Source organism: Roseomonas sp. TAS13, assembly GCF_001950415.1.
Lineage (GTDB): Bacteria > Pseudomonadota > Alphaproteobacteria > Acetobacterales > Acetobacteraceae > Roseomonas > Roseomonas mucosa.
Genome location: NZ_BDLP01000002.1, coordinates 1 through 25,353 on the forward strand (window position 1 = coordinate 1; position 25,353 = coordinate 25,353).

General features: G+C 65.1%; 25 protein-coding genes. 6 read left to right on the plus strand and 19 right to left on the minus strand.

Annotation, left to right across the window (positions count from 1 at the left end):
• Positions 1-209 (plus strand): ATP-binding protein (locus tag ROTAS13_RS00370; protein ID WP_171979005.1); only part of this gene is annotated, 209 nt, incomplete at its 5' end.
• Positions 210-496: 287 nt separating this feature from the next.
• Here the strand turns inward: ROTAS13_RS00370 and ROTAS13_RS00375 are convergent.
• Genes ROTAS13_RS00375 through ROTAS13_RS00395 form a run of 5 tightly spaced genes read right to left on the minus strand, consistent with a single transcriptional unit; the run spans position 497 to position 6,260 of the window.
• On the minus strand, positions 497-2,011 hold the full coding sequence (locus ROTAS13_RS00375) for a glycosyltransferase family 39 protein (protein ID WP_075821222.1): 1,515 nt from the start codon (positions 2,009-2,011) through the stop codon (positions 497-499).
• 23 nt (positions 2,012-2,034) lie between these two features.
• Entirely contained in the window at positions 2,035-3,327 is a 1,293-nt protein-coding gene (locus ROTAS13_RS00380; RefSeq protein ID WP_075821223.1) for an FAD-binding oxidoreductase, read from the minus strand.
• Between the two features lie 7 nt (positions 3,328-3,334).
• Positions 3,335-4,513, minus strand: coding sequence for an ABC transporter substrate-binding protein (locus ROTAS13_RS00385; RefSeq protein WP_075821224.1), 1,179 nt, complete (start codon positions 4,511-4,513; stop codon positions 3,335-3,337).
• A gap of 15 nt (positions 4,514-4,528) precedes the next feature.
• The gene (locus tag ROTAS13_RS00390; protein ID WP_075821225.1) at positions 4,529-5,338 is read right to left on the minus strand and encodes an ABC transporter permease; all 810 of its coding nucleotides are present in this window, start codon (positions 5,336-5,338) and stop codon (positions 4,529-4,531) included.
• Between the two features lies 1 nt (position 5,339).
• On the minus strand, positions 5,340-6,260 hold the full coding sequence (locus ROTAS13_RS00395) for an ABC transporter permease (protein ID WP_115359386.1): 921 nt from the start codon (positions 6,258-6,260) through the stop codon (positions 5,340-5,342).
• Positions 6,261-6,367: 107 nt separating this feature from the next.
• Between ROTAS13_RS00395 and ROTAS13_RS00400 the strand changes: the two genes are divergently transcribed.
• On the plus strand, positions 6,368-7,480 hold the full coding sequence (locus ROTAS13_RS00400) for an ABC transporter ATP-binding protein (protein WP_075821226.1): 1,113 nt from the start codon (positions 6,368-6,370) through the stop codon (positions 7,478-7,480).
• Positions 7,481-7,487: 7 nt separating this feature from the next.
• Here the strand turns inward: ROTAS13_RS00400 and ROTAS13_RS00405 are convergent, their stop codons facing one another.
• Genes ROTAS13_RS00405 through ROTAS13_RS00420 form a run of 4 tightly spaced genes read right to left on the minus strand, consistent with a single transcriptional unit; the run spans position 7,488 to position 11,232 of the window.
• Positions 7,488-8,429 carry a metal ABC transporter permease gene (locus ROTAS13_RS00405; protein ID WP_075821227.1) on the minus strand — a complete coding sequence of 314 codons (942 nt, stop codon included), beginning with the start codon at positions 8,427-8,429 and terminating at the stop codon, positions 7,488-7,490.
• Positions 8,426-9,292, minus strand: coding sequence for a metal ABC transporter permease (locus ROTAS13_RS00410; RefSeq protein WP_075821254.1), 867 nt, complete (start codon positions 9,290-9,292; stop codon positions 8,426-8,428). Before ROTAS13_RS00410 ends, ROTAS13_RS00405 begins: the two co-directional genes overlap by 4 nt.
• A 25-nt stretch (positions 9,293-9,317) precedes the next feature.
• On the minus strand, positions 9,318-10,289 hold the full coding sequence (locus ROTAS13_RS00415) for a metal ABC transporter ATP-binding protein (RefSeq protein ID WP_305793708.1): 972 nt from the start codon (positions 10,287-10,289) through the stop codon (positions 9,318-9,320).
• Between the two features lie 7 nt (positions 10,290-10,296).
• On the minus strand, positions 10,297-11,232 hold the full coding sequence (locus ROTAS13_RS00420; RefSeq protein WP_075821229.1) for a metal ABC transporter substrate-binding protein: 936 nt from the start codon (positions 11,230-11,232) through the stop codon (positions 10,297-10,299).
• Between the two features lie 133 nt (positions 11,233-11,365).
• Here ROTAS13_RS00420 and mntR point away from each other — a divergent pair, with 133 nt between their 5' ends.
• A complete protein-coding gene (mntR, locus tag ROTAS13_RS00425; RefSeq protein ID WP_081798660.1) occupies positions 11,366-11,830 on the plus strand; it encodes a manganese-binding transcriptional regulator MntR in 465 nt (154 codons plus the stop codon).
• Positions 11,831-12,076: 246 nt separating this feature from the next.
• On the opposite strand, the gene ROTAS13_RS00430 is transcribed toward mntR, so the two are convergent.
• Entirely contained in the window at positions 12,077-13,171 is a 1,095-nt protein-coding gene (locus ROTAS13_RS00430; RefSeq protein ID WP_139323233.1) for a M10 family metallopeptidase C-terminal domain-containing protein, read from the minus strand.
• A 230-nt stretch (positions 13,172-13,401) separates the two neighbouring features.
• On the opposite strand from ROTAS13_RS00430, the gene ROTAS13_RS27690 reads away from it, so the two are divergent.
• On the plus strand, positions 13,402-13,581 hold the full coding sequence (locus ROTAS13_RS27690) for a hypothetical protein (protein ID WP_216348559.1): 180 nt from the start codon (positions 13,402-13,404) through the stop codon (positions 13,579-13,581).
• Between the two features lie 10 nt (positions 13,582-13,591).
• Here ROTAS13_RS27690 and ROTAS13_RS00440 read toward each other — a convergent pair whose 3' ends face one another.
• Genes ROTAS13_RS00440 through ROTAS13_RS00460 form a run of 5 tightly spaced genes read right to left on the minus strand, consistent with a single transcriptional unit; the run spans position 13,592 to position 18,285 of the window.
• Entirely contained in the window at positions 13,592-14,317 is a 726-nt protein-coding gene (locus ROTAS13_RS00440) for a hypothetical protein (protein WP_075821231.1), read from the minus strand.
• Between the two features lie 25 nt (positions 14,318-14,342).
• Entirely contained in the window at positions 14,343-15,737 is a 1,395-nt protein-coding gene (locus ROTAS13_RS00445) for an amidohydrolase family protein (RefSeq protein ID WP_075821232.1), read from the minus strand.
• A 3-nt stretch (positions 15,738-15,740) separates the two neighbouring features.
• The gene (locus ROTAS13_RS00450) at positions 15,741-16,724 is read right to left on the minus strand and encodes an ABC transporter substrate-binding protein (RefSeq protein ID WP_075821233.1); all 984 of its coding nucleotides are present in this window, start codon (positions 16,722-16,724) and stop codon (positions 15,741-15,743) included.
• A 26-nt stretch (positions 16,725-16,750) separates the two neighbouring features.
• Positions 16,751-17,539: an ABC transporter ATP-binding protein gene (locus ROTAS13_RS00455; protein ID WP_075821234.1), complete on the minus strand. Its 789-nt coding sequence runs from the start codon at positions 17,537-17,539 to the stop codon at positions 16,751-16,753.
• Positions 17,536-18,285, minus strand: coding sequence for an ABC transporter permease (locus ROTAS13_RS00460; RefSeq protein WP_037251574.1), 750 nt, complete (start codon positions 18,283-18,285; stop codon positions 17,536-17,538). The genes ROTAS13_RS00455 and ROTAS13_RS00460 overlap by 4 nt, the downstream gene beginning before the upstream one ends.
• A gap of 142 nt (positions 18,286-18,427) precedes the next feature.
• Here ROTAS13_RS00460 and ROTAS13_RS00465 point away from each other — a divergent pair, with 142 nt between their 5' ends.
• Positions 18,428-19,168 carry a GntR family transcriptional regulator gene (locus ROTAS13_RS00465; protein WP_019462059.1) on the plus strand — a complete coding sequence of 247 codons (741 nt, stop codon included), beginning with the start codon at positions 18,428-18,430 and terminating at the stop codon, positions 19,166-19,168.
• A 336-nt stretch (positions 19,169-19,504) separates the two neighbouring features.
• Here ROTAS13_RS00465 and ROTAS13_RS00470 read toward each other — a convergent pair whose 3' ends face one another.
• From ROTAS13_RS00470 to ROTAS13_RS00480, 3 genes are read right to left on the minus strand one after another with little or no spacing between them, the layout of a single operon-like run.
• Entirely contained in the window at positions 19,505-20,353 is an 849-nt protein-coding gene (locus ROTAS13_RS00470; protein WP_075821235.1) for an intradiol ring-cleavage dioxygenase, read from the minus strand.
• Positions 20,354-20,362: 9 nt separating this feature from the next.
• Positions 20,363-21,439 carry a maleylacetate reductase gene (locus tag ROTAS13_RS00475; RefSeq protein WP_075821236.1) on the minus strand — a complete coding sequence of 359 codons (1,077 nt, stop codon included), beginning with the start codon at positions 21,437-21,439 and terminating at the stop codon, positions 20,363-20,365.
• A gap of 3 nt (positions 21,440-21,442) precedes the next feature.
• Positions 21,443-22,657: a flavin-dependent oxidoreductase gene (locus ROTAS13_RS00480; RefSeq protein WP_075821237.1), complete on the minus strand. Its 1,215-nt coding sequence runs from the start codon at positions 22,655-22,657 to the stop codon at positions 21,443-21,445.
• 148 nt (positions 22,658-22,805) lie between these two features.
• Between ROTAS13_RS00480 and ROTAS13_RS25625 the strand changes: the two genes are divergently transcribed.
• Positions 22,806-23,699, plus strand: a complete 894-nt coding sequence (locus tag ROTAS13_RS25625; RefSeq protein ID WP_171979006.1) for a helix-turn-helix domain-containing protein — start codon at positions 22,806-22,808, stop codon at positions 23,697-23,699.
• 55 nt (positions 23,700-23,754) lie between these two features.
• Here the strand turns inward: ROTAS13_RS25625 and ROTAS13_RS00490 are convergent, their stop codons facing one another.
• Positions 23,755-25,335 (minus strand): acyl-CoA dehydrogenase family protein, encoded by a 1,581-nt coding sequence (locus tag ROTAS13_RS00490; protein ID WP_075821239.1) that lies wholly within the window; start codon positions 25,333-25,335, stop codon positions 23,755-23,757.
• Positions 25,336-25,353: the final 18 nt, after the last annotated feature.

The window sequence follows — 25,353 nt, forward strand, 5'->3', positions numbered from 1 at the left end:
CCCAGTCCGGCGGCCAGTTGCTGTTCCACCTTGTCAGCCGTCTCTACGAGCAGACCTCGGTCATCGTCACCACCAACCTCGCTTTTGGTGAATGGCCCAGCGTCTTTGGGGACGCCAAGATGACCACTGCCTTACTCGACCGCCTCACTCACCACTGCGACATCGTCGAGACCGGCAACGATAGTTGGCGATTCAAGAACCGCGCCTGAACGCCCCCTCAACACACCTCACAAGAGGGTCCCTTTTGCGTGCCGATCTGGGGTCCCAATTCAGTGCCGATTGACAGTCGTGGCGTCAACCGGGTTCATGGTCCTGGCACAAGTCACGCGCTCTCGGCAACAGTCGGGGACAACCCACTGCCCGGGCTGGCTGGCGATTGCTCGAATGGGACTTGGCAGGGACGGCATCGCGCCGTGACGCTCCTGCCGGAGCCAGGCCGGACGGCAAGGTGGCGCGTCGGCGGGCGCTGTTTGGTCGCGGATCATTGCTGGTCCGGTCAGGGCCCCGTACCTGAAGGGCCAGCTCCGCCGTCGGGCAGGCGCTGGTAGATCTGCCGGGTGTGCCGGCCTACGGGAACCTCCAGCACCTTTCGGTAGTGCCGGCCCAACTCGTCTTCCAGCGCCGCAACGCTGTCCGCATTATTGCGCGGCTGCATTCCCTCCCAGGTCACCACAATTCCCGGACGTGTTGCGAAGATCCGGCGTATCTCGGTGACCTGGTCGGCCCCGATGGCGCCTGCCTCCTTCCGGTCGCTGAGATGGCTCGGGAAGGCGTAGGGGGTTGGGATGCAGCTTCCCGTAAGGTGGTACAGCATCGGCTCTCCGTCGAAGACGTAGAGGCATCCCACCAGCCGAGGTTGGATGAAGGAGACGATCCTGCGGATCTCGGTGCCGTCGCCGCGCTGCCGAACGTGCTTCGTGACGAGGACGAAGCTCGCCAACAGTCCGAACAGGCCCACCAGCAGGGCCACGGGCACGCGCGGCGCCCTGCCTGCGCGACCCAGCTTCAGGCCGATGCTTCGCCACGCGCCAAACACGGGTGCCGCCATGGCCGAAAGCGGCACGAGGAGCGGCAGGGCGTAGTGCGTGTAATAGGTTCCGAAGGCCAGGAAGCCGGCAAGGGCCGCGAGCGACCACGCCGTCACGAAATTCTGCGCCGCCGCGACGTTCCGATCATTCCCCGGCCACACCAGCCGCCTAGGCCAGCGGCTCAGGGCCGCGGCCAGCAGCAGTGGCAGGAGCAGAAGGATGATCGGCCCCAGTCGGCCCAGGGCCGAGCCTTCGCCGAAGGTGCTGCGCTCGAAGACCGACAGGAAGTTCGCGTAGAGGAAGGCCTCGCCCTGGCCCCGCAGCACGTAGAAGGCCAGGGCCGCAGCGGTGGGCAGCAGGCCGCAGGCGATCCAGGAGACCCCTTGAGCCATGAGTGTGACGGGGCGGGTTCCGGCGCGCCAACCCTGCCAGAGTAGCGCACAGCCGAAGAATATCCCCTCGAACACGGCCGTATACTTCATCTGGATGGCTATGCCGGCGAGCAGCATGGCACCACAGCCCAGGGCAAGCCGCCTAGCCGGAGAACAACGTCCGGCGCGGAGCGTCAGCCAGGCCGCCAGGACAACGAACAGGTTGTAGAAGACCGGAGCTTGGCCACCCACGCCCTCGAAGGCGCCCAGGAAGGCCAGGTAGACCAGCCCGGCGCTGACCGCACCGGCGCGCGTCGCGAAGCTCGCGGCCACCACGGAGATCATCCCGGCCGCCGCCGCGGCGAAGAGCGTCGCGACCACCTGGTACTGATAGACGCCCTCGCCCCCGAGAAGGCGGATGGCCGCGTAGATCAGGAAGAGGCCGACCGGCTTGCGATCCCACAGATCGACGAAGGGCAACGCGCCCTGAAGCATCCGGTCGCCGACCAGGAGGTAGAAGGTCTCGTCCACACCCACAACAGGGTTTCCGAAGACCGGGGTACGGATCGCGAAGGCGAACAGCAGCAGGATCGCCATGTTCATGACCAGCAAGCCGGCATCTCTCGGCCAAAGGGTCACAGGCCGAGCCGGTCGCGGATTTCCCCATAGGTCAAGCGTGCGGCCACGCCAAGGCGCCGGAGCCCATGGAAGGGGATCGGTCTCAGATCGGTGATCGGAAAGTCGATCTCCTCCTGCGATGCCCCCATGACCCGCCGAGCCACCTGCTCTCCCATCGCCGTTGCCATGGCCACACCACGACCATTATAGGCGAGGCAGGCGATGACCCCTGGTGCAGGCTCGTGCAGATGCGGGTAGTGGTCCGGCGTGACGGCCAGTCGGCCATTCCAGAAGTACTCCCAGCCGACTTCCTTGACCTGCGGCCAGAGGCGCCGTGCATAGCGTGTGAGACGCTGGAAATCCATCGGATCGGAGGTATCGCGGTCAACGCTGCGGCCGCCCATCAGCAAGCGCTTCCTTGCGTCCACCCGGTAATAGACAGTCAGCGAAGCGATCTCGAACAGCACAGGCCGTTCCGGCATGATCGTGGCGGCGAGATGATCGGGCAATGGCTCGGTGGCGGCTATGGCGCTGAAGACCGGCACGATGGAGCGCCGCAGCCCCTTCCAGATGTCGTCACTATACGCGTTAGTGGCCAGCACGAGCTTCTCCGCCGTCATGGTTCCGGCGGGTGTGACGACACGCCATCGCGTGCCTTGGCGCTCGATGCGAAGCGCAGGCGACGCGGCATGCACGTTGGCCCCGGCTCGCTGCGCCGCATCAGCCAGCCCGCGTGCGTAACCCAACGGGTTCACGCTGCCGCCGCGCCGATCGATCGAGCCCCCTATGTAGCGATCGCTGCCGGTCAGGCGCTGCATGCCCCTCGCGTCGAGGATCTCCACCGGGCCGCCACGCCGGGCATTATCCTCAGCCGTAGCGCGGATAGTGGAAAATCCGTTCGCATGGAAGGCGCCTCGGATGGTGCCACCTTGATGCGCTTCGCACAGAATCTGATGTTGCCGGATTAGTGAGAAGACCTTGTCCGGCGCTGCGCCTGACATGGTGATCATGCGCCGCCCGAGCTCAGGACCGAAATCCCGCTCCACCTTAGCAGGGTCATGCTTAAGGCCCGGGTTGACCTGCCCGCCATTGCGGCCGGAAGCGCCCCAGCCGGGTTCGTGTGCCTCCAGAACCGCCACGTCCACCCCTCTCTCCGCGAGGTGGAGCGCGGTCGAAAGACCTGTGAAGCCGCCGCCCACCACCACGACCGAGACCTGCCGTTCTCCCTGGAGCGGCGGTGCCACGACGGGCTGCCTTGCCGTGTCGGCATAGAGGCTGCGGGGCAGGGAGCGTGGCGAGACGGCGTTCATTCCGCGATCATCCGAGCAGGAAGCGGTTCCACTTGGTCTTCACCGTATCCAGATTGGCTGCCCACCATGCGGGGTCATAATTGATCAGCTTGTCCTTGATGTCCGGGGCGGTGGGCAACAGCTTCAGCCGATCCGCAGACAGATGCTCAGCCGCCTTGTTGTTCACGAAGCCATAGGTGATCAATGAGGAGAGCCGCGCCTGCGGAGCGGCAAGCGTGATGAATGCGGCGAACTTCTGGGCGTTCACGCGGTTCGGTGCACCCTTGAGAATGGCCCAGCAGTCGTTGCGCAGCAGCTGGTCTTGCCAGACAATCTCAACCGGAGCTCCGCTTGCCTGGATGGCTGCGATCCGGCCGTTCCAGGCCGTGGCCATCACCACCTCGTCGTCGTTCAGGAGCTGTGCTGGCTGCGCGCCCGCGCCCCACCACTTCACCACATTTGGCTTCAACTCGCTGAGCTTGCCGATCGCCTTATCGACATCGATAGGATAAACCTTGTCGCGCGGCGTTCCGGCCGCCAGCACCCCGAGTTCCAGATCCGGATTCAGCGCGCCTCCACCCATCATGGCACGTGGGCCGGGAAACTTCTTCACGTTCCACAGATCGGCCACTGTTGACGGCCTGCCACTCTTGAAGGCGTCCGTTCGATAGGCATAGATCTGCGCATAAGGCAGCATGTCGACAAAGAATTCCTTGCGGAATACCGGGTCGATATTGTCCGTATCGAAAAGCGCGTAGTCGATTCTTTCCCAATAGTCGCCTCTGGCGGCCAGAGCCACGACCGAGGAGCCTTCCTGTTCAGTCACGTCGTATTCGATGTTGCCTGTATCGACCATCGCCTTGACCTTGGCGATATCGGGTCCCTCTGTCTCCACGACCTTGATGCCGGAGAGTTCCTCGAAAGGCTTGAAGTAGGCTCGCCGTTGCGCCTCCTGAAGGCTGCCCCCATAGGAGCAGACGCGCACCACTCCATTGCCCTTGAGCTTCTCGGGGATGGAGCGGATCTCCGGAAGATCTACCCCTTGCGCCAGAGCCGGCATGCCAAAGCCCTGCGTGAGCGCCGAAGCCGCAGCAGCCGTTAGCCCGAAGGAGGCGGCCCGGTGGATGAAGCGCCGCCGCGTAAGATCCGCCGCATGAGGTGGCTCCGCCGCGAGGCGCGCAAGCAGGCGTGAGATACGGTCGTCCATGGCAATCTTCTCCCGTTAGGATCCGTTGGAAACACCGGAGCGCAGCCGGGCCGAGCGCCGCCGAAGAAACTCGGCGCCAAGCATCAGCAGCGTGGTCAACACGATCAGCAGAGTCGAAGCGGCCGCGATCGTAGGGTCGAGATTGTAGTTCAACTGCTCCCACATGCGGCGGGGTAGGGTAACGGCGCCGGTACCAGCCAAGAATAGGGCGATCAGCAGTTCATCGAAGCAGACCACGAAGGCAAAGACCGCGCCGGCGGTGATGCCCGGTTGGATGAGCGGCAGCGTGACTTGGCGAAAGGCCCCCCAGGGCGTGGCGCCCAGGCTGAGAGCCGCGCGTTCCAGCCGCCGGTCGAGGCCACTCAAAGCGGAGACAACGTTCACCACCACGAAGGGCACGGCCAGTGCAGTCTGTCCCAGGATCAGGGCGATCGGTCTTCCGATCAGGCCGAAGCGCGCATAGACATAATAGAGGCCGATCGCCACGACGATGCCCGGCGCCACGATCGGTGACAGGATCAGTGCCTGGATCAGCCCCTTGCCGGGAAAGCGTCCTCGCGCGAGCCCGATTGCGGCTGGCACACCGAGTCCGACCGAGAGCAGGGTGGAAACCAGCGAGGTCCAGAGGCTCATCACGGCGGCGTTGGTCCAGGCCTCGTTACCGAAGAAGATCCGGTACCAGCCGAGGCCAAAGCCCGGAGGCGGAAAGGAAAGGTAGCGCGCGGTCGAAAAGGAGAGTGGCACCACCACCACCACCGGCAGGACCAGGAAGCCCAGCACCAGGACCAGCGCGGCGATCAGCAGGACACGGCGCAGCAGGGGCAACTCAATGCCCTCCCTGCAACACCCGTCCCAGCGGGACGATCCGGGCCAGCAGAGCGAAGGCGAGAGCGACGATCAGCAGCAGAACCACCGCCATTGCCGAGGCGCGCGCCCAGTTGAGCTGGTTCACCAGATCGCTGATCAACATCGCTATCATCACATCCGATCCAGCCCCCACAAGGACCGGGGTGATATAGAAGCCGACTGAAAGGGCAAAGACCAGAACGCAGCCGGCTGCGACGCCGGGCAGGGAAAGCGGCAGGACCACCTGCCTGAAGGCTGCAAAGGGTCCGGCACCCAACCCGTTCGCCGCCCGCACCAGGCGCCAGTCCAGACTGCGCAACGTCGCCGTCAGGGGCAGGATCATGAAGGGCAGCAGCACATGGACCATGGCAAGATAGACTGCCAGGCGCGTGTTCATCAGCTGCAATGGCGTATCGATCAATCCGCTCGCGACCAGGGCATTGTTGACGATGCCGCGCCGCCCGAGCAGCGCCATCCAGGCATAGGTGCGCACCAGGATGCTGGTCCAGAACGGGATCAGCACCAGGATCATCAGCAGGTTCGCATGGGACTGCCGCATGCGCGCGAAAGCATAGGCCACCGGATAGGCGAGCAGCAGGCAGAGCAGCGTGACCGCAAGGCTTATCTGCATGGTGATGCCGAGCACGCGCCAGAAGATCGCATCACCGAGCAGCGAGATGAAAACCGAGATCGTCCAGCCTTCCTCGGTGAGCAGGCTGCGGGACAGCATGGCAGCTACGGGGTAGGCATAGAAGACGAGCATATAGAATAGCAGCGGCAGAACCAGCAGTATCATTGCATGCCGTGAACCGAAGGCTCGCCGGTTCTTGGTTAGGTCCGTGCCCGCCATGGGCAGCGCAACAGTCCCGGGGCCGCTTCCCAATGGCAAAGGTGCGTTCATGGCTGCTTTCCCTGCCGCAGGGAGAGACCGAATCCCGGAGCTGGACAGGCGCATTTCGTCTCGTCCATGCTGAATTCCCGATGCTGAGAAGAGGTCAAGCAAACCGGATGCCAGAGGACGCAGCGACTCCCCATCCTGAGAGCTCCGGTGCCGAGATCACCCTCCGTGAGATCACCAAGCGTTACGGCAGCCACCTTGCCATCGACCGGCTTTCACTGTCGATCCGGCGCAGCGAATTCATCAGCTTCCTGGGTCCTTCCGGGTCCGGCAAGTCCACCACGCTGATGATGATCGCCGGCTTCGAAACACCCGAATCCGGCCAGATTGCCCTGGACGGGCGGGATGTGACCCATTTGCCCCCGCATCGGCGCGGAATCGGGATGGTCTTCCAGAGCTATGCGCTCTTTCCCCACATGACGGTGGCGGAGAATGTCGGCTTTGCCCTGAAGCAGCGCGGGGTCGGCAAGGCGGAGATCGTGGAGCGTGTGCGCCAGGCACTGGACCTTGTCCGGCTATCCGCTTTCGGTGGCCGTTATCCGCAGCAGCTCTCCGGCGGTCAGCAGCAGCGCGTGGCCATTGCCAGGGCGGTGATCTTCAACCCGCCGGTGCTGCTGATGGACGAGCCGCTCTCGGCCCTCGACAAGCAACTGCGCGAGGAGATGCAACTGGAGATCAAGGCACTGCATGAACGCCTTGGCATCACCTTCATCTACGTCACGCACGACCAGAAGGAGGCGCTGGTCATGTCTGACCGGGTGGCTGTGATGAACCAGGGGCGGATAGAGCAACTCGACGATCCGGCCACACTCTATGATCGCCCCTCCAATCGCTTCGTCGCTTCCTTTGTCGGCGAGGCGAATTTCCTGCCCGTGGAGGATATGGGGGTGGATCGCCCAGGGGTGCGCTGCGTATCGCTGGGCGGCACCCTCCTGCGAGGTACCGTCGCTTCCTCGGCAGCCCCGGGGCAGGCCTGCATGATCCGGCCGGAGAAAATCGGAATCCTTCCAGCCGGCAGTCCGGTCCCGCCGGGTCGGAATCATCTGATGGCCACGGTACGCGAAGTGACCTTCATGGGTGAGTTGACGCGCTGCGTGCTGCAACTCGATGCCGGTGGCGATCCCGTGGTCGCAAAGCAGCAGCATCGGGCGGATGCGATTGTCGTGCGACCCCAGGAGCGCGTGGCCCTGACCTGGGCGGTCGAGGACACGCTTCTGGTCTGAGGCCCGCCTACAATCCGGCCTTAGCGGCCGATGTTCTGTCTCCAGCGCTCGCTTCGTGAGGTCGGCTGACGGAAGTTCCGGTGTCATGCGGAACACTTGTCCTGCCGGCTTCGCGGCGCGCATGTCGGCCCGCGAGCAGGCCATGCTTCGGCGCCAGGGTGAGGGCCAAGGCGAACAGCAGCGACAGCACGACGACGATGCTACCTGCGGGAGAGATGTTGGCGTGGTAGCTGGCGAGGATACCGATGAGGGTGGCGGCCACGGCGGCGGTCACGGCGATGGCCGACATGCGGCCGAAGCGATCGGACAGCAGATAGCCGATGCACCCTGGCGTGATCAGCAGCGCTACCACCAGGATGACACCGACCGCCTGCACGCCGGCCACCACCGCTGCCGAGAGCAGGGCGAGGAAAAGGTAGCGCAGCATTCCGGTGTTGAGTCCGATCCCCCGCGCATGTGTCGCGTCGAAGCAGAAAAGCGTCAGATCGCGGCTCTTTACCAGCAGGACAGCCAGCGTGATGCCGCCGACGATCAGGGTCTGCCACAGGTCCTCCCGCTCAATCCCCAGAATGTTGCCGAAAAGGATGTGGGTGATGTGGGCCTCGGTGGTCAGGAAGGCCAGCATGACGATGCCGGCCGCGAACATGCCGGTGAACACGACCCCGAGTGCCGCATCCTCCTTCACCCGGCTATGGCTTTGGACGAAACCTGCTCCCAGCGCGCAGAACATGCCGGCAGCAAAGGCGCCCGGCGCCAGTGGCAACCCGGCCGCGGAAGCCAGCACGACACCCGGCAGGACCGCATGGGAGATCGCATCACCCAGTAGTGACCAGCCCTTCAGCACGATGTAGCAGGAGAGCAGTGCGCAGGCCGTCGCAACCAGGGCGCCGGCCCCCATCGCCTCCAGCATGAAGCCATGGCTGAACGGAGCGAGGAAAGTGTCGATCATGCCGCTTGTTCCAGCCTGCCCGCCTGTCGCCTGGCACGGCGGCTGGCCAGGATGCCATGCCGTGGCGCGAGGATCAGAACCGCCGTGAAAATCAGTGCCTGTAGTGTGACGATGACGCCGCCGGTGGAGCCGTCCAGGAAGTAGCTGAGATAGGCGCCGGTAAACGCGGTACTGGCGCCGAGGGCCGTGGCACCCGCCATCATCCGTCCGAAACGATCTGTCAGCAGATAGGCCGTGGCACCCGGGGCCACCAGCATGGCAATGACCAGCACCGCGCCCACTGCCACCATGGCTGTGACGGCGACAGCGGCGACACAGCCCAGCAGCAGCATCTGCAGCAGGCGTGTGTCAAGCCCGATCGCCTGTGCATGGGCGGCATCGAAGGCCCAGAGTGTCAGGTCGCGCCCACGCAGTGCCATGACCAGCAGCACGCCGGCCGAGACAAGCAGCATCTGCATCGTGTCGGCCGGCGCGATGCCAAGCACGTTGCCGAACACCACCGTCTGCAGCCGCATATTGCTCGGGTAGAGCGTCAGCAGGACCAAGCCGAGGCCGAAGAAGGCGGTAAAGACCACGCCGATCGCGGAGTCCTCGCGGATGCGGCTGTTGCGGCGAATGAAGCCCATGCACCAGGCGGCCAGCATGCCCGAGGCGAAGGCACCGAGTGCGAAGGGCAGGCCCAGGATCCAGGCCAGCGCCACGCCCGGCACCACGGCGTGCGACAGCGCATCGCCCAGCAGCGACCAACCCTTGAGCGCCACGAAACAGGACAGCAGGCCACAGACAGCGCCGATCACGGTGCTGACATATATCGCATTGCGCATGTATTCGTAGGCGAAGGGGATCAGCAACTCCTCCGTCACGGCCGGATCTCCATCGACGGCTCCCTCATGCCTCCGGGCCCAGGCGGCCGAGCACCCGCCCATCGGTGGTGACCACGAACCGCTCGCCATTCCCGCCGTCCCGCAGCGTCAGGCGTTCATCGGCCTGCGCTGTCCCCGGGCTGGACGGCTTGGCGGCGTCGCCGAAGGCGCGCGCGATCTGGGCGGGGGTGAAGACGTTACCGCAGGGGCCGGCGGCAAGCACGGTACCCTTGACCAGCGCCACCTGATCGCAGAATTCCGGCACGCTGGCGAGGTCGTGGGTGGAGACGAGGATGATCCGCCCTTCCGCCCGCAGTTCCCGCAGCAGTTCCATAATCTGGCCTTGTGTGGTGACGTCCACGCCTCCAAAGGGTTCGTCCAGGAGGATGATCCGGCCGTCCTGGGCCAGCGCACGGGCGAGGAAGACACGCTTCTTCTGCCCACCCGAGAGCTGCCCGATCTGCCGCCCGGCGAATTCCTCCATGCCGACCCGGCGGAGTCCTTCCTCCACGGCGGCACGATCCGCAGCGGAAGGGATGCGCAGCATGTTCATGTAGCCGTAGCGGCCCATCATGACGACATCGCGCACACTGACCGGAAAGGCCCAGTCCACTTCCTCGTTCTGGGGGACATAGGCCATCCAACTGAGTTTCTGCGCCTCGCTCACCGTGCGGCCGCCAATCCGGACTGTGCCGGAGGCCGGCCGTACCATGCCCATGATGGCCTTGAAGAGCGTGGACTTGCCGGCGCCGTTGACGCCGAGCAGCCCGCAGATCGTAGGCCCGTCCAGCCGCAGCGAGGCATCCCTCAGCGCGACATGGCCGTTGGCATAGGCGACCGTTACCCCCTCCACCCTGAGGTCGAGCGTCTTGCCTTGTGGCGGCCCCGGATCCGGTGCCGCCCTGGACAGCAGCCGCCGGCCGATGCGGCGCAGGGACGAGGCGCCGTGCCTGTCCTGCCTCGGCAGTGCCACGCTACGCGACGGGGACATGAGCATGACGTGTCTACCGTCCAGGCGGCGGCTGGAAGGCGCGGACGATGGTGCTGGCGTTGTATTCCAGCAACTTGACGAAGGTCGGCGCCACGCCATCTTCCGCCGTCAGGCTGTCCACGTACAGCATGCCACCGAACCTGGCGCCGGCCTCGCGTCCGACCTGTTTCATGGCCCGGTCGCTGACCGTGCTTTCGCAGAACACCACCGGGATCCGGTTCTTCCGTACCGTGTCGACGACACGCCGGATCTGGCGGGGTGTACCTTCCTCCTCGGCATTGATCGGCCAGAGGTAGAGTTCCTTCATGCCGTAGTTCCGGGTCAGGTAGGAGAAGGCGCTCTCGCAACTCACCAGCCAGCGGCGCTCCTCGGGAATGCCGGCAAGCTGCGCACGGATCGGCGCGTCGAGCGCGCGGATCTGCTGGGTGTAGCGAGCCGCATTGGTGTTGTAGGTCTCGGCATTGCGGGGGTCGGCCGCTGTGAGTGCCCGGCGAATGTTCTCGACATAGATCACCGCATTGGCGGGTGACATCCAGCTGTGCGGGTTGGGGCGGCCAGCATAGGGACCCTCCGTGATGCCGATGGGCTCGATGCCCTCGGTCAACACCACCGAGGGAACATCCTTTACCCGCTGGAAGAAGCGCTCGAACCAACGTTCCAGGCCCATGCCGTTCCAGAGGACGAGGTCCGCCGCCTGGACCTTCACGATATCCAGTGGCGTCGGCTCGTAGTCATGGATCTCGGCGCCCGGCCGGGTGATCGATTCCACGATCGCGGCCTCGCCGGCCACGGTCTGGGCCATGTCCTGCAGGATGGTGAAGGTGGTGACCACACGCAGTGGCCGGTCGCGCGGGGTCTGGGCGGCGCCTGTGGCTTGGCTGCCGAACAGGAAGACGGCGGCAAGCGCTGCCATCGCGAGAAAGCGCTTGGGCGATCGGTTGTCCAGCATGAACTTTCCTGTAGCTACTGCTCGTATGTCAAGTCCAATACAAAGCATGTAGCATAGGCTACAATCAAGAGCGAAACCTGCGAACTTGGCCCAGCCGTGGCATTTTCATCGGCATGAGGTATTCTTCGGCCTGATGATGCAGGACGACGCTGAGCAAGGCAGGCCGGGAGATCCGGACGTGACGCTGCCCGAAGAAGACATGCAGGCCGCGCGCCATGCCTCTGCGCGTGCCGGCCGTGCCTCGGCCGTGCTTGAGGACTACGTCGAACTGATCGACGACCTGCTGGAGCGGGAAGGGGAGGCCCGTGCAACCGATCTGGCGCGCCGCCTGGGGGTTTCGCACGCCACGGCCATCAAGAGCATCGGGCGGCTCAAGGGTCTGGGGCTCGCTCAGTCAAAGCCATACAGGGGCATTTTCCTGACCCCGGAGGGTCATGCCCTGGCGCGGAAGGTGCGGGCACGCCATCGCGTTGTGGTCGATTTCCTCAAGGCGGTCGGCGTACCCCCGGAAATCGCGGAAAGCGATGCTGAGGGATTGGAGCATCACGTCAGTGATGAGACGCTTGAGGCGTTCTCCAAGTTCCTGCGCCAGCTTTAACCCAGGGCCAGATCCGGGTCTGGCCAACAGCTTCGCTTCAGGCCCCGGCGAGACGCGGTTCACCTTCAGGATGCCGTTGACGAGAGCAACGGACGGATGGCGCAGGATCGCGACAGCTTCCCCTTCACCCCGGATCGGTTGATCAGGCGTTCATGTCACCTGCTCGTCCGCGTCCCCAGGACGCGGGCGAGCGCCATTTCACCATGCGGATGATCGGGAAACGGCTACCGCAATGGCGACGATCAGTCAGGCGAAAAGAAAATCCGTTGCCGTGAGGTGAGGCACACCGTGCACGACCACCACGCTGCTGGTGGAGAACTGAATGGAGGTGGCGTTAGGATCCGAATCCCCGATGACGGCGCCTGCCACGAGCGTGAGGTCGGCAAAACCGTGGATGCCTTGGCTGGCATAGCCGGTCAGGTCGATGTGGTCCTTGCCTTGCTCGAAATCCATGATCTGGTCGCGACCGCTACCGGTGGCGAAGACGAACGTATCGCTGCCACCTCTGGTGGTGCCAGTCTTCGGCCCGTCGCCCCACATGATCTCGAAGGAGTTGCTGCCGGCGATCAGGATGTCATTGCCGCCCCTCGCTTGGTCGGACAGGGCTCCATCGCCATACATCATGACGTAAGGGGCGTTGCTCCCGCCCACGATCACGTCGTCGCCGCCGCGTGCGTGTTCGGTCAGCCGGCCGTCGCCATAAGCATAAAGGCTCTGAGCGCCATCCGAGAGCCGGAAGTGGTCATTTCCGCCACGGGCGTGGCCGCTGAGGATCGAGGCGTCGCCGTAAAGTGCCATCCCGATGCCGCCGCCGATGATGGTATCGTCGCCGCCGCGCGTGGTGCCATCCATGGTCCGCGCATCGCCGGCGACGAAGCCACCGCCTGACGCACCGTTCGAGCCAGGGTAGATCAGGTCGTTACCCCCACGGGATGCGCCGTGCAGCTCCAGCGCGTCGCCCACGATCGTGATGCTGAGGTGGGAGCCGAAGCCACCGAAAATGGTGTCGTTGCCGCCGCGGCTGGAGCCATCCATCGTGGCGGCGTCGCCAGCGATGAGTTCGGTCGAGTAGCTCGCGCTGACGCCGTAGATGATGTCATTGCCGCCGCGGGCATGGCCAGCCAAGGCCTGGGCGTCGCCATACAACTGGTCGTTGTAGCGACCGGTGTAAGGATCTATCGGTTCGAGGCCGCCGCGCAGGATCTGGGCTCCCCCGGACTGAGAGCCGGACAGGGTGCCGGTGGTGTCGCCATAATAGGTGGGCACGGTTGTTTCCTCCGTCGCCCGCTTCTCCTCGGGGCGGCAGTTTGATTCGTAATCGAATCGTACCGGGAAATCCATGGCGTTGTGCTTGAATGTTCTCATCCGCTGCAAGCAGGGTTGCCGGGTGAGACGGCATGAAGCACCGGAGGGCGACGCATGACGTGCGCTTCAACGTCATCTGCCCAGGCTTCGTGCGTGCGCCACTGGCGGAGAAGCAGATCCCGAAGCAGGTACATCAGCGACGATGACGTCATGCACAAGGTGATGCTGAAGGACACGGTGGGCGGCGGTTCACCACAGTGGACAACGTGGCCCAGACCGTGGTGTTCCTGTCCGGCTTCCCGGCCAATGCGCTGACCGGGCAGTCGGTCGTGGTCAGCCCCGGCTGGTTCATGCAGGAGGAGCCTCCGTCCAGCAACGCCGCCTTGAGGGTGCGTTCTGCCTATCAGGGCCGGGCCGCTGGGGAAGGTACCGGTCGCTTGTGCTGAAAAGCTGCTGTCAGCTTCGCAGGGAAAGCAGAAGCAGTGCGGCGGCGGCCACCGCGATCAGGCGGATCAGCTTGACAACGCGACCCGGCTCGATCCTGGGCCGCAGCATGAAGCCGCAGCCTGCCCCGGCCAGACAGGCGGTGATCAGGCTCCACAGAATGCCAGCTCCCGTGGCGCTGGTGGTGGGCAGGCCGGCGACTGCGAGGGCCACGCCATACCCCACGCAGGAAACCGGCTGCATGACACGCCGTACCTCGTCGCCGGAGCGTCCCGCGCGGGCCAGCGCGACGGGAGTCACCGGACCGGGACTGGCGGTCCACAGGGTGAGCATCCCTGTCACGATGCCGGCCCCGGCGATCCCCGCCCAGCCCTTATCGGATCCGGGGACGGTGACGGGTGCGGCCGGGCGCGGCAGCGCAGCGAGAAGCAGGACAGCGGCCGTTATTCCCTTCAGCGCAGCCTCCGGGATGGACGGCAGGACGGCCGCTGCCGCACAGCCCAGCAGGATGGAGCCCGATGACAGGGCCACATCCCCCCAGCGCAACCGCACCCCACCCAGAGCCGTGGCCACCAGGGACACGAGGAGGTTGAGCAGCAAGAGGACCGGTACGCCGACGGCGGTGCCAAGCCACAGGAAGAGCGCGGCTCCGCAAACGATGCTGAGGCCGGCACCGACCGCGACCTGGATCGCGGCGCCGGCCGCGACCAGCGCCATACAGGCCATGATGAGAAACATGACGATCCCTGGTTGGTGGCGCCGGTCAGCCGGCCGACGCGATGCGGTGGCTCGCCGAATCCGGATGGATCTTGACGATCGGCGAACCGGCGATCGTGGCTTCCGCGCGGGCCGCCACCTCGCGCATGGTGGCACGTGCATCCCAGTCCAATGGCCATCCGCGCCAGAGCCGGAGGCGGCCCGCCACGAAGACGGCCTCGATCTGGTCGCGGTTGCCGAAGCGGGTCAGCTCCCACATCAGGTCCCGTGACGGCACGAGCTCCGGCACGGCGAGGTCCACCAGCAGGAAGTCGGCCGCGAGGCCCGGCGCGATGCGGCCGGTAACGGCGCCGAGGCCGAGCGCGTCCGCGGAGGCCGCCGTGGCATGGACCATCCACGGCCAGCCGCCGCCGCAGGAGAAATCGCCCTGCGGGATGCCATAGGCGAGGCGCTGCGAGGCCTCTGCCGCATCGAGCAGGCGGAACGCATCGCTGCGGGTGGCGTCGGTGCCCAGCGCCAGACCTATGCCCATCTCCAGCATGGCCGTGGCGGGCGCGACGGCATTCCCCTTCCATTGCGAGGCGACAGGGCAGTAGGCCACCGTGGCACCGCTGTCGCGCAGCAGCCCCAGCTCGCGCGGCGTGACCAGAGTCACGTGCGCCAGGAGTGCGGCCGCGTTCAGCGCGCCGGTCGCCTGCAGGTGCTCCACCGGCCGCAGCCCGCGTGCGACGAGGGAGCGCTCCACGGCGACGAGGTGCTCGTTGGCATGGGTCTGGAACGGCACGCCGGCCTCGGCGCAGAGGGAGGCGACCCTGTGCAGCATGGCATCCGTCGCCACCTCCGGGATCGAGATGGCGAGGGACGGATGAACCAGCCCGTCCGAGGCCCAGCGGGCAAGGTGGCGTTCCGCACGTGCGAGGATCGGGGCCGGATCGGCAGGTTCCGGCCCGGTTGCGTCGTTGCAGATCAGGCCGAGCACGGTGCGTAGCCCGGCCCCCCGCACCGCGTCGGCGATGGGGTCGAGGTCGCCTTCATGCCGGGTCCCGGCATCCACCACGGTCGTGAAACCGCCTCGCAGCGCCTCCAGGGCCGCGAGCTTCGCGGAGAGCCCCGCCATTTCCCCGCCCAGGTGCGATTCCATCGGCACCCAGATGCGGCGGAAGATCTCGGAGGGTTCACCGAAGGCGAGCGACTTGCCAATGGCCTGGGTCAGGTGATGATGCGCATCGATGAAGCCCGGCATCAGCGCGTGATCCGGCAGGTCGATCGGAGCGAGATCCGCGTTCGCGGCGAGGATCGCCGGAGCCGGGCCGACCGCGGCGAAGCGGCCGTGCTCCACCAGGACGGCGACGTCGCGCGCGAAACCTTCGGGCAGCAGGGCCTGGCCTGGCCGCAGCAGCAGGCGGGAGGCGGCCAGGATCTCGGGGGAAAGGGTGCGCATCGATCAGTCCAGGGTCACACGGTCAGGCATGACGGCGCGCAGTGGCGCCTCCGCGATCGCCGCGCGGAAGACGGCGGGCTCGGTGGAGGCGCCGCGCGCGGCCCCGGTCTCGGCCAGCCAGCGGCCCTCGCGTTCCATCAGATCGAGCAACGGCCGGTCGAGGCTGATTCGGGCGTCGTAATCGGGCCAAGCCGCGCGCACAGCTTCAAGGTTCTGTGCCCGGCCCGCCAGCCGCGCGGCCGCGGCCTGGGCCGCCTCGGTTTCGGTGGCCATGGCCGCCTCGGCCTTGAGCAGCGCTGACAGAAAGCGGCCCGTCACGTCGACGTCCCGGACGAAGGCCTCGGAGGCGACGAGAAGGTAGGTCGGCTGATAGGACCTGACAGGGATCTCAGCATAGTCGGCACCCAGCGCACGGCGCGTGCCGGCATAGGCGTTCGGGAAGGGGGCTGCCGCATCCACATCGCCGCGCGCGAGCGCCGCAATGAGATCGGCCGGCCCGATATTGACGATCTCGGCCTGGATGCCGGCCGTGGCCAGTTCCGACATCAGCATGAAATGCGTGTTGGTGCCGAGCGTGACACCGAATTTCCGGCCCGTCAGCGTGGCGAGCATGGGCGCCGTGCCGCCCTGCTTCTTCGTGACGATGCGCATGCCCCTGTAGCGGGACAGCGTGCCGACCACGCCGAACTTCTGCGCGCGCAGTGCTCCGACCACGACGGGAAGCTCCGCCATCATCGCAAGGTCGACTTGGCCGCCGATCAGTGCCTCGAAGGCCTCGCGCCCAGTGGGGAAGTTGGTGACAGCCGGAGCAAGACCCGCCGCCCCGAACAGGTCGCGCTCCTGTGCCAGGGCAAATTGCGGTGCCTCCACGGAGAGGCCGCCGCCGATCCGGACAGGGCGTGGCGATTGGGCGCGCGCCAGGCTGGGCATGATTGCGGGAGCGAGGAGGAGGGCGCCGGCAAAGGCGCGGCGGGTGACGCGGGTCATCGGTCGGTCCATCGGGAAGACAGGGGTCAGGCGGCCTCGGCCGCCGGTGCGTGGCGCAGGAGGCCCATGATGCGATTGCGCTGGGCGAGGTACTCGGGGCCCACCTCGGCGCCGGCGCGGGCGGCGCGATCGCCCAGCTCTATTGTCTCGACGATCCGGCCGGGGCCGGCGGCCATGACATGGACGCGATCCGCCAGCACCAGTGCCTCGTCCACGTCGTGCGTGACGAAGAGCACGGTGGTACGGTGCGCCCGCCAAACGCCGAGCAGCAGTTCGTGCATCGAGGCCCGGGTCTGGGCATCCAGGGCGCCGAAGGGCTCGTCCATCAGCAGAACCCGGGGCCGCGCCGCCAGGGTGCGGGCCAGCGCCACGCGCTGCTTCATGCCGCCCGAAAGCTGCCCTGGGTAGGAATCCCCTCGTCCGGCGAGGCCGACCTCCGCCAGCGCGGCCTCCGCCGCCTGACGGCGCCTGGCGGCGGAATGGCCAAGCCGCCTGAGGGCGAACTCCACGTTCCCGCGCGCGGTGAACCAGGGGAACAGCGCGTATTGCTGGAAGACGACGCCGACCTCGGGGCTCGGGCCGCGGATGGGGCGGCCATCCACTGTCACCGCGCCACCGGACAGCGGCACAAAGCCGGCGATGGCGTTGAGCAGGGTGGACTTGCCGCAGCCGGACGGCCCGATAAGCGCGGTGAAGGAGCCGGGCTCAAGGACCAGTTCCGTGGGGGCGAGGGCCTGTACAGGCCCGCGCCGGCCCATGAAGCGGATCTCGGCCGCGGTCGCGCGGACCGCTCCGGTGGAAAGGGTGGTGCTCACATGACCTCCCAGTGCACGAGGCGGCGGCTGGCGGCGACGAAGGCCGCATCCAGCGCCGCGCCGAGCACACCGAGGAGGATGAGGTTCACGAACATCACGTCGGTCTGCATGAACTGGCGGGCCTCCTGAATGCGGAAGCCAATGCCGGAGGAGGCGCCGGTCAGCTCCGCCGCAACCAGGGAGAGAAAAGCCAGCGCGGCCCCCATGCGCAGCCCCGCGACGATATGCGGCGCGGCGGCAGGCACCACGACCTCGAAGAACTCCCGCAGACGGCCTGCCCCCAGCGAACGGGATGCGCGGATATAGGTCCCCGCGACGGAAGAGGCGCCGTGATGCGTGCTGAGCCAGACGGCGAGGAAAACGGTATAGGCGATCACGAAGTGCTTCGATCCCTCCCCGATGCCGAACCAGACGATGGCCAGCGGCACGAGGGCGATGGCGGGGATGGGGCGCAGCAGCATCAGCATGGGCGTCACGGCATGGCCGATCAGGCGAGTGCGTGATGTCAGCAGCCCCACCAACACGCCCAGCGTGGCGCCGATGGCAAAGCCGATGGCCGCCCGGCCGAGCGAGACGCGCAGATCGCCGAGAAGCGTTCCGTCCGTCCACAGCTCGACAAAAGCCGCGGTGACGACGGGCGGGCTCGGCAGGAAAACGGGGTTCACGCCCGGCAGAGCACTGAGGACCCACCAGAGGAGTACGATGCCTGCGAGGGCGGCGGGCACGCGGCCGGCGCGGCCTAGCATCCTGATCAAGTGAAGCTCCGTTTTCGCTGGATAAGCACCTTGTTATAACTAGTCATATCTCGTCATAGTAAGAGGATATGTGATCAGTGGGGCAAAAATATCCCCTCGCGGTAAGGTCTCCGCATAGGAAAAAGGCGATGTGATGAGAAAAGAAGCGGACGATGGTTCGGATTACCCAAGGCCGCTCTACGACGTGATCCGGGACGCCCTGCGAGCGGATATTGCCGCCGGACGGCTGAGGACCTTCGACCGCCTGCCCTCCGAGGCGGCTCTGCAGTCGCGCTTCTCCGTGTCCCGCATCACCGTGCGACGGGCCGTGGGGGAGTTGGCACGGGAAGGCTTGGCTTTCGTGGTGCCCGGCAAAGGCTGGTTCGTCGCACGCCCTCGTGCGGTGCAGCCTCTCCATAGTTTGCAAGGTTTGTCCGAGGCCATGGCCGCGAAGGGGAGGAGCATCCGTAACCGTGTTCTCCACGTGCGCGAGGAACCCGCGAAGGCCGATAGTGCCGAGTGGCTGCGCTTGCCGGAGGGCGCTCCAGTGACATCCATCCGGCGTCTCCGGCTGCTCGATGGCGAGCCGCTTTCGGTGGAAGACACCTGGCTACCTGTAGAGCTCGGCCGACGGCTGGCTGGAATGGATCTGGAAGGGCGCGACGTCTTCGCGATGCTGGAAGGGGATCTCGGCGTGCGGCTGGGGCGGGCGGATCTCGTCATCGGTGCCATCGCCGCAACCCTCCCTCACACCACGCTGCTGGAAGTGGTGGAAGGGGCTCCACTCCTACGGATCGAGCGGCTGACGCACGATGCGAACGGCACGCCGATTGATGCTGAGCAGCTCTATTATAGGGCCGACGCATTCCAGTATCAGGTCAGCGTGAACCGATAGGGGCCTGGCAGAGGCAGATGAAGGCGCAGACAAGGTGGGATGTCTTGCGCAGCGCCGTGACTGAGCCGACCGGCGGTGTCGAGGCCGCAGCGGCGAGAAAATCTTGCCAGGGCGGATCTTGCAATATGCCTTCATACCGGCTGTGAATATGGCGAAACGGCGTAGCGCAGCTGATGGGCACGGGCTTTGCTTCACACCCACCAGAAGCGCAGGAAAAACGCTCCATTCCAACAGGCCCTGGAATACCAGAACACGGGTCCGACGAACCTCACGAACGGATCAACGCATCGGGAACTGTTCAATCCCAGCTACATATTTTTCTCCGAGAACGAATACTTAAGAACGATGATCTTCCGGCACCATCACGAAGTCGAATGGTGACCGCCAGGCGATATCACCCTGGATGGGTTCAAACGACGCTATCAGCGTTTTCTTAACCCCAAACACAGCGTCGGATTCCAGGTAAGGATCGCCGTCAACAAAGATATGGGTCACAATCTTTCGGAACCCTGGCGCTGTCACCATGTAGTGCATATGGGCAGGACGATAGGGATGACGTCCTAGATGACTGAGCATCTTGCCGACAGGCCCATCATCGGGGATTGGATAGCTGACTGGCTTTATGCCAACAAAGCTGTATTTCCCGTCGGAACCGGTGACGAACCTGCCACGATTGTTCCATTTCGGTTGAATGCCGGGTTGTTGCACATCATAGAAGCCTTCCGCGTTGTCCGACCAGACATCCACGGTCGCGCCGTCGATAGGTTCGCCATTCAGATCAATGACACGGCCTTCGTAGAGGCAGCTTTCGCCTTTGCCGTCCAGTGAGATCGAAGCGCCCATCTGGCGAACCGGCGCACCATCGACATGAAATGGGCCAAACACGGTGTTCTCAGTCGCGCCAAGCGGGCGGCGGTTGTTGATCGCATCGACCAGCATCGACAAGCCTAATGTATCCGACAACAGGATGAATTCCTGCCTCTCCTCAGAGCAGATCTGACCGGTTCGGGTCAGGAATGCGATGCCGGCTTCCCATTCTTCCTGCGTGAGGTGCACTTCCTTTGCAAAGGCGTGCAGATGCCTGACCAGCGCGGTGAAGATCTCGGCCAGGCGCGGGTCAACGTCAGGACCCATGCGGCCATTGACCGCATCGGCTGATCCTTCCTCGTTGAAATAAGGGATCATCGGAAAACCTCAGGAGCTGAAGGGACGGCGGCCCAGCCAGGCATCTTGCAGAAGCTGGCGAACACCATTGCGTTCGATCCGGCGCGGGTTCGAGTAGGGCGTAAGCACGGCCAGATCCGCCACATTGTCCAGATCGGCCTCGGTCACGCCGAGCGACCTCAGCGCCAGCGGAGCGCCCATGCGCTGAGCGAAGTCATAAAGGCCACCGGCTGCACTGCCGCTGTCCAGAAGCCGGGCGACCGGTTGCAGCACCTCAGCGGCGGCCACCTCGTTGTACGCGATGGCATGAGGCAGGACTATGGCATGGGTCTCGGCATGAGGCAGGTTCAGCGTGCCGCCCAGTGTGTGACATAGTTTATGATGCAGGGCCATGCCGACCTGGGCCAGCACCGTTCCACATAGCCAGGCGCCGAACAGCGTGTCTTCGCGGGCGGCCAGATTGTCTGGCGCCGTGACCACCCCAGGCAGACCGGAGACAAAGGCACGGATGCCTTCGACCGCCAAGGCACTGGAGAGCCGGTTGGCGTCATGGGCATAGAGCCCTTCGACGGCGTGGGCCATTGCATTCAGCCCGCTGGTAACAGTCATAGACACAGGCAACGTGGCGACCAGTTCCGGGTCATAGATGATGACCTCGGGCTGGACTTTCTCCGACCTCAACGTGGTTTTCACACCGTTCTCGGTCTGACCCAGCACCGGTGTCGCCTCGGATCCGGCATAGGTGCTGGGCAATACGATTTGTGGCAGGTCTGTCCGCAGCGCGATGGCCTTGCCCAGCCCGATGGTCGAGCCGCCGCCAACAGCGACGACGCAATCCGCCTCACTTGCCGCGACCTGCTTGAGGGCGGCCTCCGTGACATCGACTGGCGTGTGCATCGTCGCGTTGGTGAACAGGCCCACGGCGCGCCGGCCCAGTGTCTGGACAATGTCCTCTCCTTCGCGGACCTGCTGAGGGGTGGTCAGCACGAATGCACGCGACAAGGATAGAGCATCCAGTTCCCGATCCAGGGACCGGCGCGCACCGCGGCCAAAATGGACGCGCACCGGGGCGCCTCCCTGCGCGAAACCCGCATGAAAGACCGGCATGACCTAAACAGCCCGCCTCTGGAATCCGGCAGTTGCCCGGTAACTGGCGGCGACCCGCTCAAGCTCTTCCGCGGCGATCAGATCCTCGATCCGGTCATCGGGGCCTTTGACGATGGCATCGGCGATGTCCAGAACCTGCTCGGGACCGCCCTTGCGGTTCATCAGCACGACATTCGTGGCCACTGGCCTGCGCTCGGCCTCATAGGCCTGGAGCCCGCCCGGACCTGGATCGGCCGCCAGGCTATCGGCCAGGACGCGGCCGTCGATGATTGCCTGACTGGCACCATTGGCGCCGATCGGATACATTGGATGAGCGGCATCACCCAGCAACGTAACCCGGCCATCGGTCCAGAACGGCAGCGGGTCACGGTCGATCATCGGGAATTCCGTCACCGAAGGCGCGCCCCGCATGATCGCCACCAGATCCATGTCGTTCATGCTGAAGCCCTTGAACGGCGTGATGTAATCCAGCGTGGCGCCCCGGGACCAGTCGGCATCCTGGATATGGCGCGGCCGGTCCACCCGGACCTCAGCAACCCAGTTGGTCAGCGCCTTGCCTTGCTTGCGGGCCTTTTCACTGATCGGATAGGTCACGAACTTCACATCGTGATTGCCGGCAATCACCATCGTGCGGCCGTCGCCGATCATGTCCATCTCGGTTGCGCCGCGGAACATCATCGTGCCCTCATAGCACACGGGCCCTTCGTTCGGATGCATCTGCGCCCGCACCTTCGAGCGCAGGCCTTCGGCATCGATCAGGAGATCGGCTTCCTGATCGGAACCATCCTCGAACAACACCGTCACCTTGTCGGGGTCCTGGCGATAGCCTTTGACGGGTTTACCCGCCTTGACCGCGTCGGAACCCAGACGTTCGCGCACCGCGTCAAACAGAAGAAACTGCAATTCGCCGCGATGAATCGAATACTGGGGCGCTGAGAAACCTGCTTCCACGTTTCGCGGATCGGACTGGATCAGATGGCCGAAGCGGGTGCGGTACTCAACACAACGGGTACGCACGGCGATTTCGTCGAGGGCCGGGCCAAGAGCCAGCTTATGGAGCACTTCGGACGAATGGGGCATGACGTTGATGCCAACGCCCAGCGGTTTCATCTGAGGCACAGCCTCGAAGATGCGAATGTCACCGAAGCCTTTCGCATGAAGGCAAAGCGCGGCCGTCAGTCCACCGATACCGGCGCCCGCAATCACGATTCCGGTCATGTGGTCTTCCTCCCCATGGCTTTTGAAGGAAACGGTCCATTCAGTCCGTTCCTGCTGCTTCTCCAGGTGCAATCTGACGGGAAGGCTGAGTAGGCGGCAATCGAACCTTCTGATAAAAACTAGCACATTTTCAACCTTGGAGATGTCAATGACGGAAAGTCTCCCAGATCGCGGAAAGTACGTTCTGGGCGATGTCTCTGCCCATGTCGGCTTCCTGAACTGTGAGCGTATTTCTGACCGTAGCCACATCCATGGCTGGCGGGTCGACGAACACTACCATGAGGGCTTGGCCCAACTTTTCGTTTTTCAGGAAGGGCGGGTGGAGGGGCGGATCGACTACGCGCAGTGTTCCATAGATGGCCCCGCCGTGGCCTGGATGCCTGCGCTCTGCAATCATTCCTTCGTTTATCCGGCGGATATGAACGGCTGGGTGATCACGGTTCCCACAACGAACATATCCCGCCTGGTAGCGCAGAAACCCTGGCTGAAGGGTTGCACATCTCTGCCCCTCCTGGTCAGAGGTGCGGAACACGCAGCATTGTTGGCGGAAGCCCTAGGCTGGGCGCGTCGGATCGAGGTTGAGCAGGCCCGGCATAGTGAAGAAAGCTACGCCGTTCTCGAAGCACTCTTCTTTCTGGCATTGGTGACGTTGCACCGTGCGCAAGCGACTGAAGGTGGACAGGTCAGTCCAATGGCTGGACGCAAGCAGGATCTGCTGGTCCGATTTCAGGCTCTGTTGGATCAGAAGCCGGATGCAACGCGATCTGTGGTCGAGTATGCACGGATGCTGGCGGTTACACCAACGCATTTGTCGCGCTGCATCAGGGCGTCGACAGGCCGTACGGCCGGCGAGCTGATCCACGATCGGGTTATGCTGGAGGCCAAGCGCCAGCTTGTGTTCACCGACCGGTCGGTCGTGGACATCGCCTATAATCTTGGGTTTTCCTCGCCTTCGTACTTCAGCCGCTTCTTCGGCAGTCGAATGGATGGTGAGACGCCACGCGATTTCCGTGCCCGAATGCGCGTCTCAGCGCTGGTTTGATGGACGCGGCAACAAGACCGGCCGGACGCAGGAAGCGGCCGGCCGATGCCAATGCTCAGGCCGCGGCGGGTTCGGCGCCGCACTGGGACGACCAGCGTATCGCCTCGTTCAGGGTACGGGTTGTCACGCAGGCAGCCGCCCGGCGATAGCGCTCCGGGTCGGGCGAGGATGCTGCCGCATCCGCCAGCCGGCCGCATGCCTGTGCCAGCGCCAGCGCAGTCGTCAGTTTCATGAAGGCATGGGCGAACTCCTCGGGCCGAGCGCTCTCCACAAGATGGGCGCGCGCCACGCGCCACAGCCGCAGCGGTGCGGCCAGCTCCGGGCGGGCGGCGATCATCGCCTCGAAGGCATCGGCCCCGGCACCGCCCGCGTGCTTCAGGCCACGTGTCGCCAGCGTCCGCGCGTGGATGCCATTGGCACCTTCGTAGATGGCGGTGATCCGCGCATCTCGCCAAGCCTGTTCCACGCGATACTCGCGAAGATAACCATAGCCACCCAGCACCTGGATGCCCAGATCGGAAGCGGTGATCCCCGCCTCGGTTCCCAGCACCTTTGCGACCGGCGTCATGAAATCCACCAGCGGGCTGTCACCCTTTTCCGACAGTTCCACCATGGTCGTCAGCGTGACCAGACGCCCGCCAAGGGCAAGAGCCTCGGCCTCGTCCAGCATGCGGGCGACATCGGCATGGCCCGCGATGACGCGGCCACCCTGGCGGCGCTCCGCGGCATAGGAACGCGCGATATGGCTGGCGCGGGCGGCATGGGCGAGACCCTGTAGCGCGACCTCAAGCCGGGCATGGTTCATCAGCGTGAACATCGCCCGCAGCCCGCCGCCTTCGCTGCCCAGCAGTGTGCCCATCGGACCGTCATAGGCCAACTGGCAGGTAGGCGAGCCGTGCAGGCCCATCTTCTCCTCGATGCGCGTGACCTTGACCGCTGTGCGCCTCCCGGCCTCGTCGTGCGACGGAACCAGGAACAGGCTGAGGCCACGCGTGCCTTCCTCCAGCGTGCCGGTGCGGGCAAGGACCAGATGCAGGATGTGCGGTGTCCAGTCCTGATCCCCGCCCGAGATGAAGATCTTCTCGCCCTCGATCCGCCAGTTGTCGCCCTCGCGAATGGCACGAGTACGCATCTCGGACAGGTCGGAACCGGCACCGGGCTCGGTGATGGCCATCGTTGTCAGCCAGTTTCCCGAGGCCAGCCGAGGCAGCCAGAGCTGCTTCTGTTCGTCGGTGCCGAAATTGATGATGGTGCGCGCAGCGCCAGGGACCAGTGCCGGGACCATCTGCAAGGCGTGGTTGGCCCCCGCGAATATCTCGCTGACCGCCCCCAGCAACGGAGCGGGCAAGCCCTGCCCACCCCATTCCTCAGGAAGGCCGATGGCATGCCAGCCCTGTTCCACCAGCGAGGTCCATGCCTGCGCGAAGCCGTCCGGCGTCCTGACGCGGCCATTCTCCAGCCGGCAGCCCTGCACGTCGCCGGACTCGTTCAGTGGCGCGATCTCGGTCTCGGCGAAGCGGCTGAACTGCCCCAGGACTTCGCGGGCGAGTTCATCGTCCCAATCCCGTAGCCGCCCGGCACCGGCCAGCTCCAGTGCAAACAGGATGTCATCGACAGGCGCCCTAAACGCGATCATGTCTTCCTCTGTTCATGG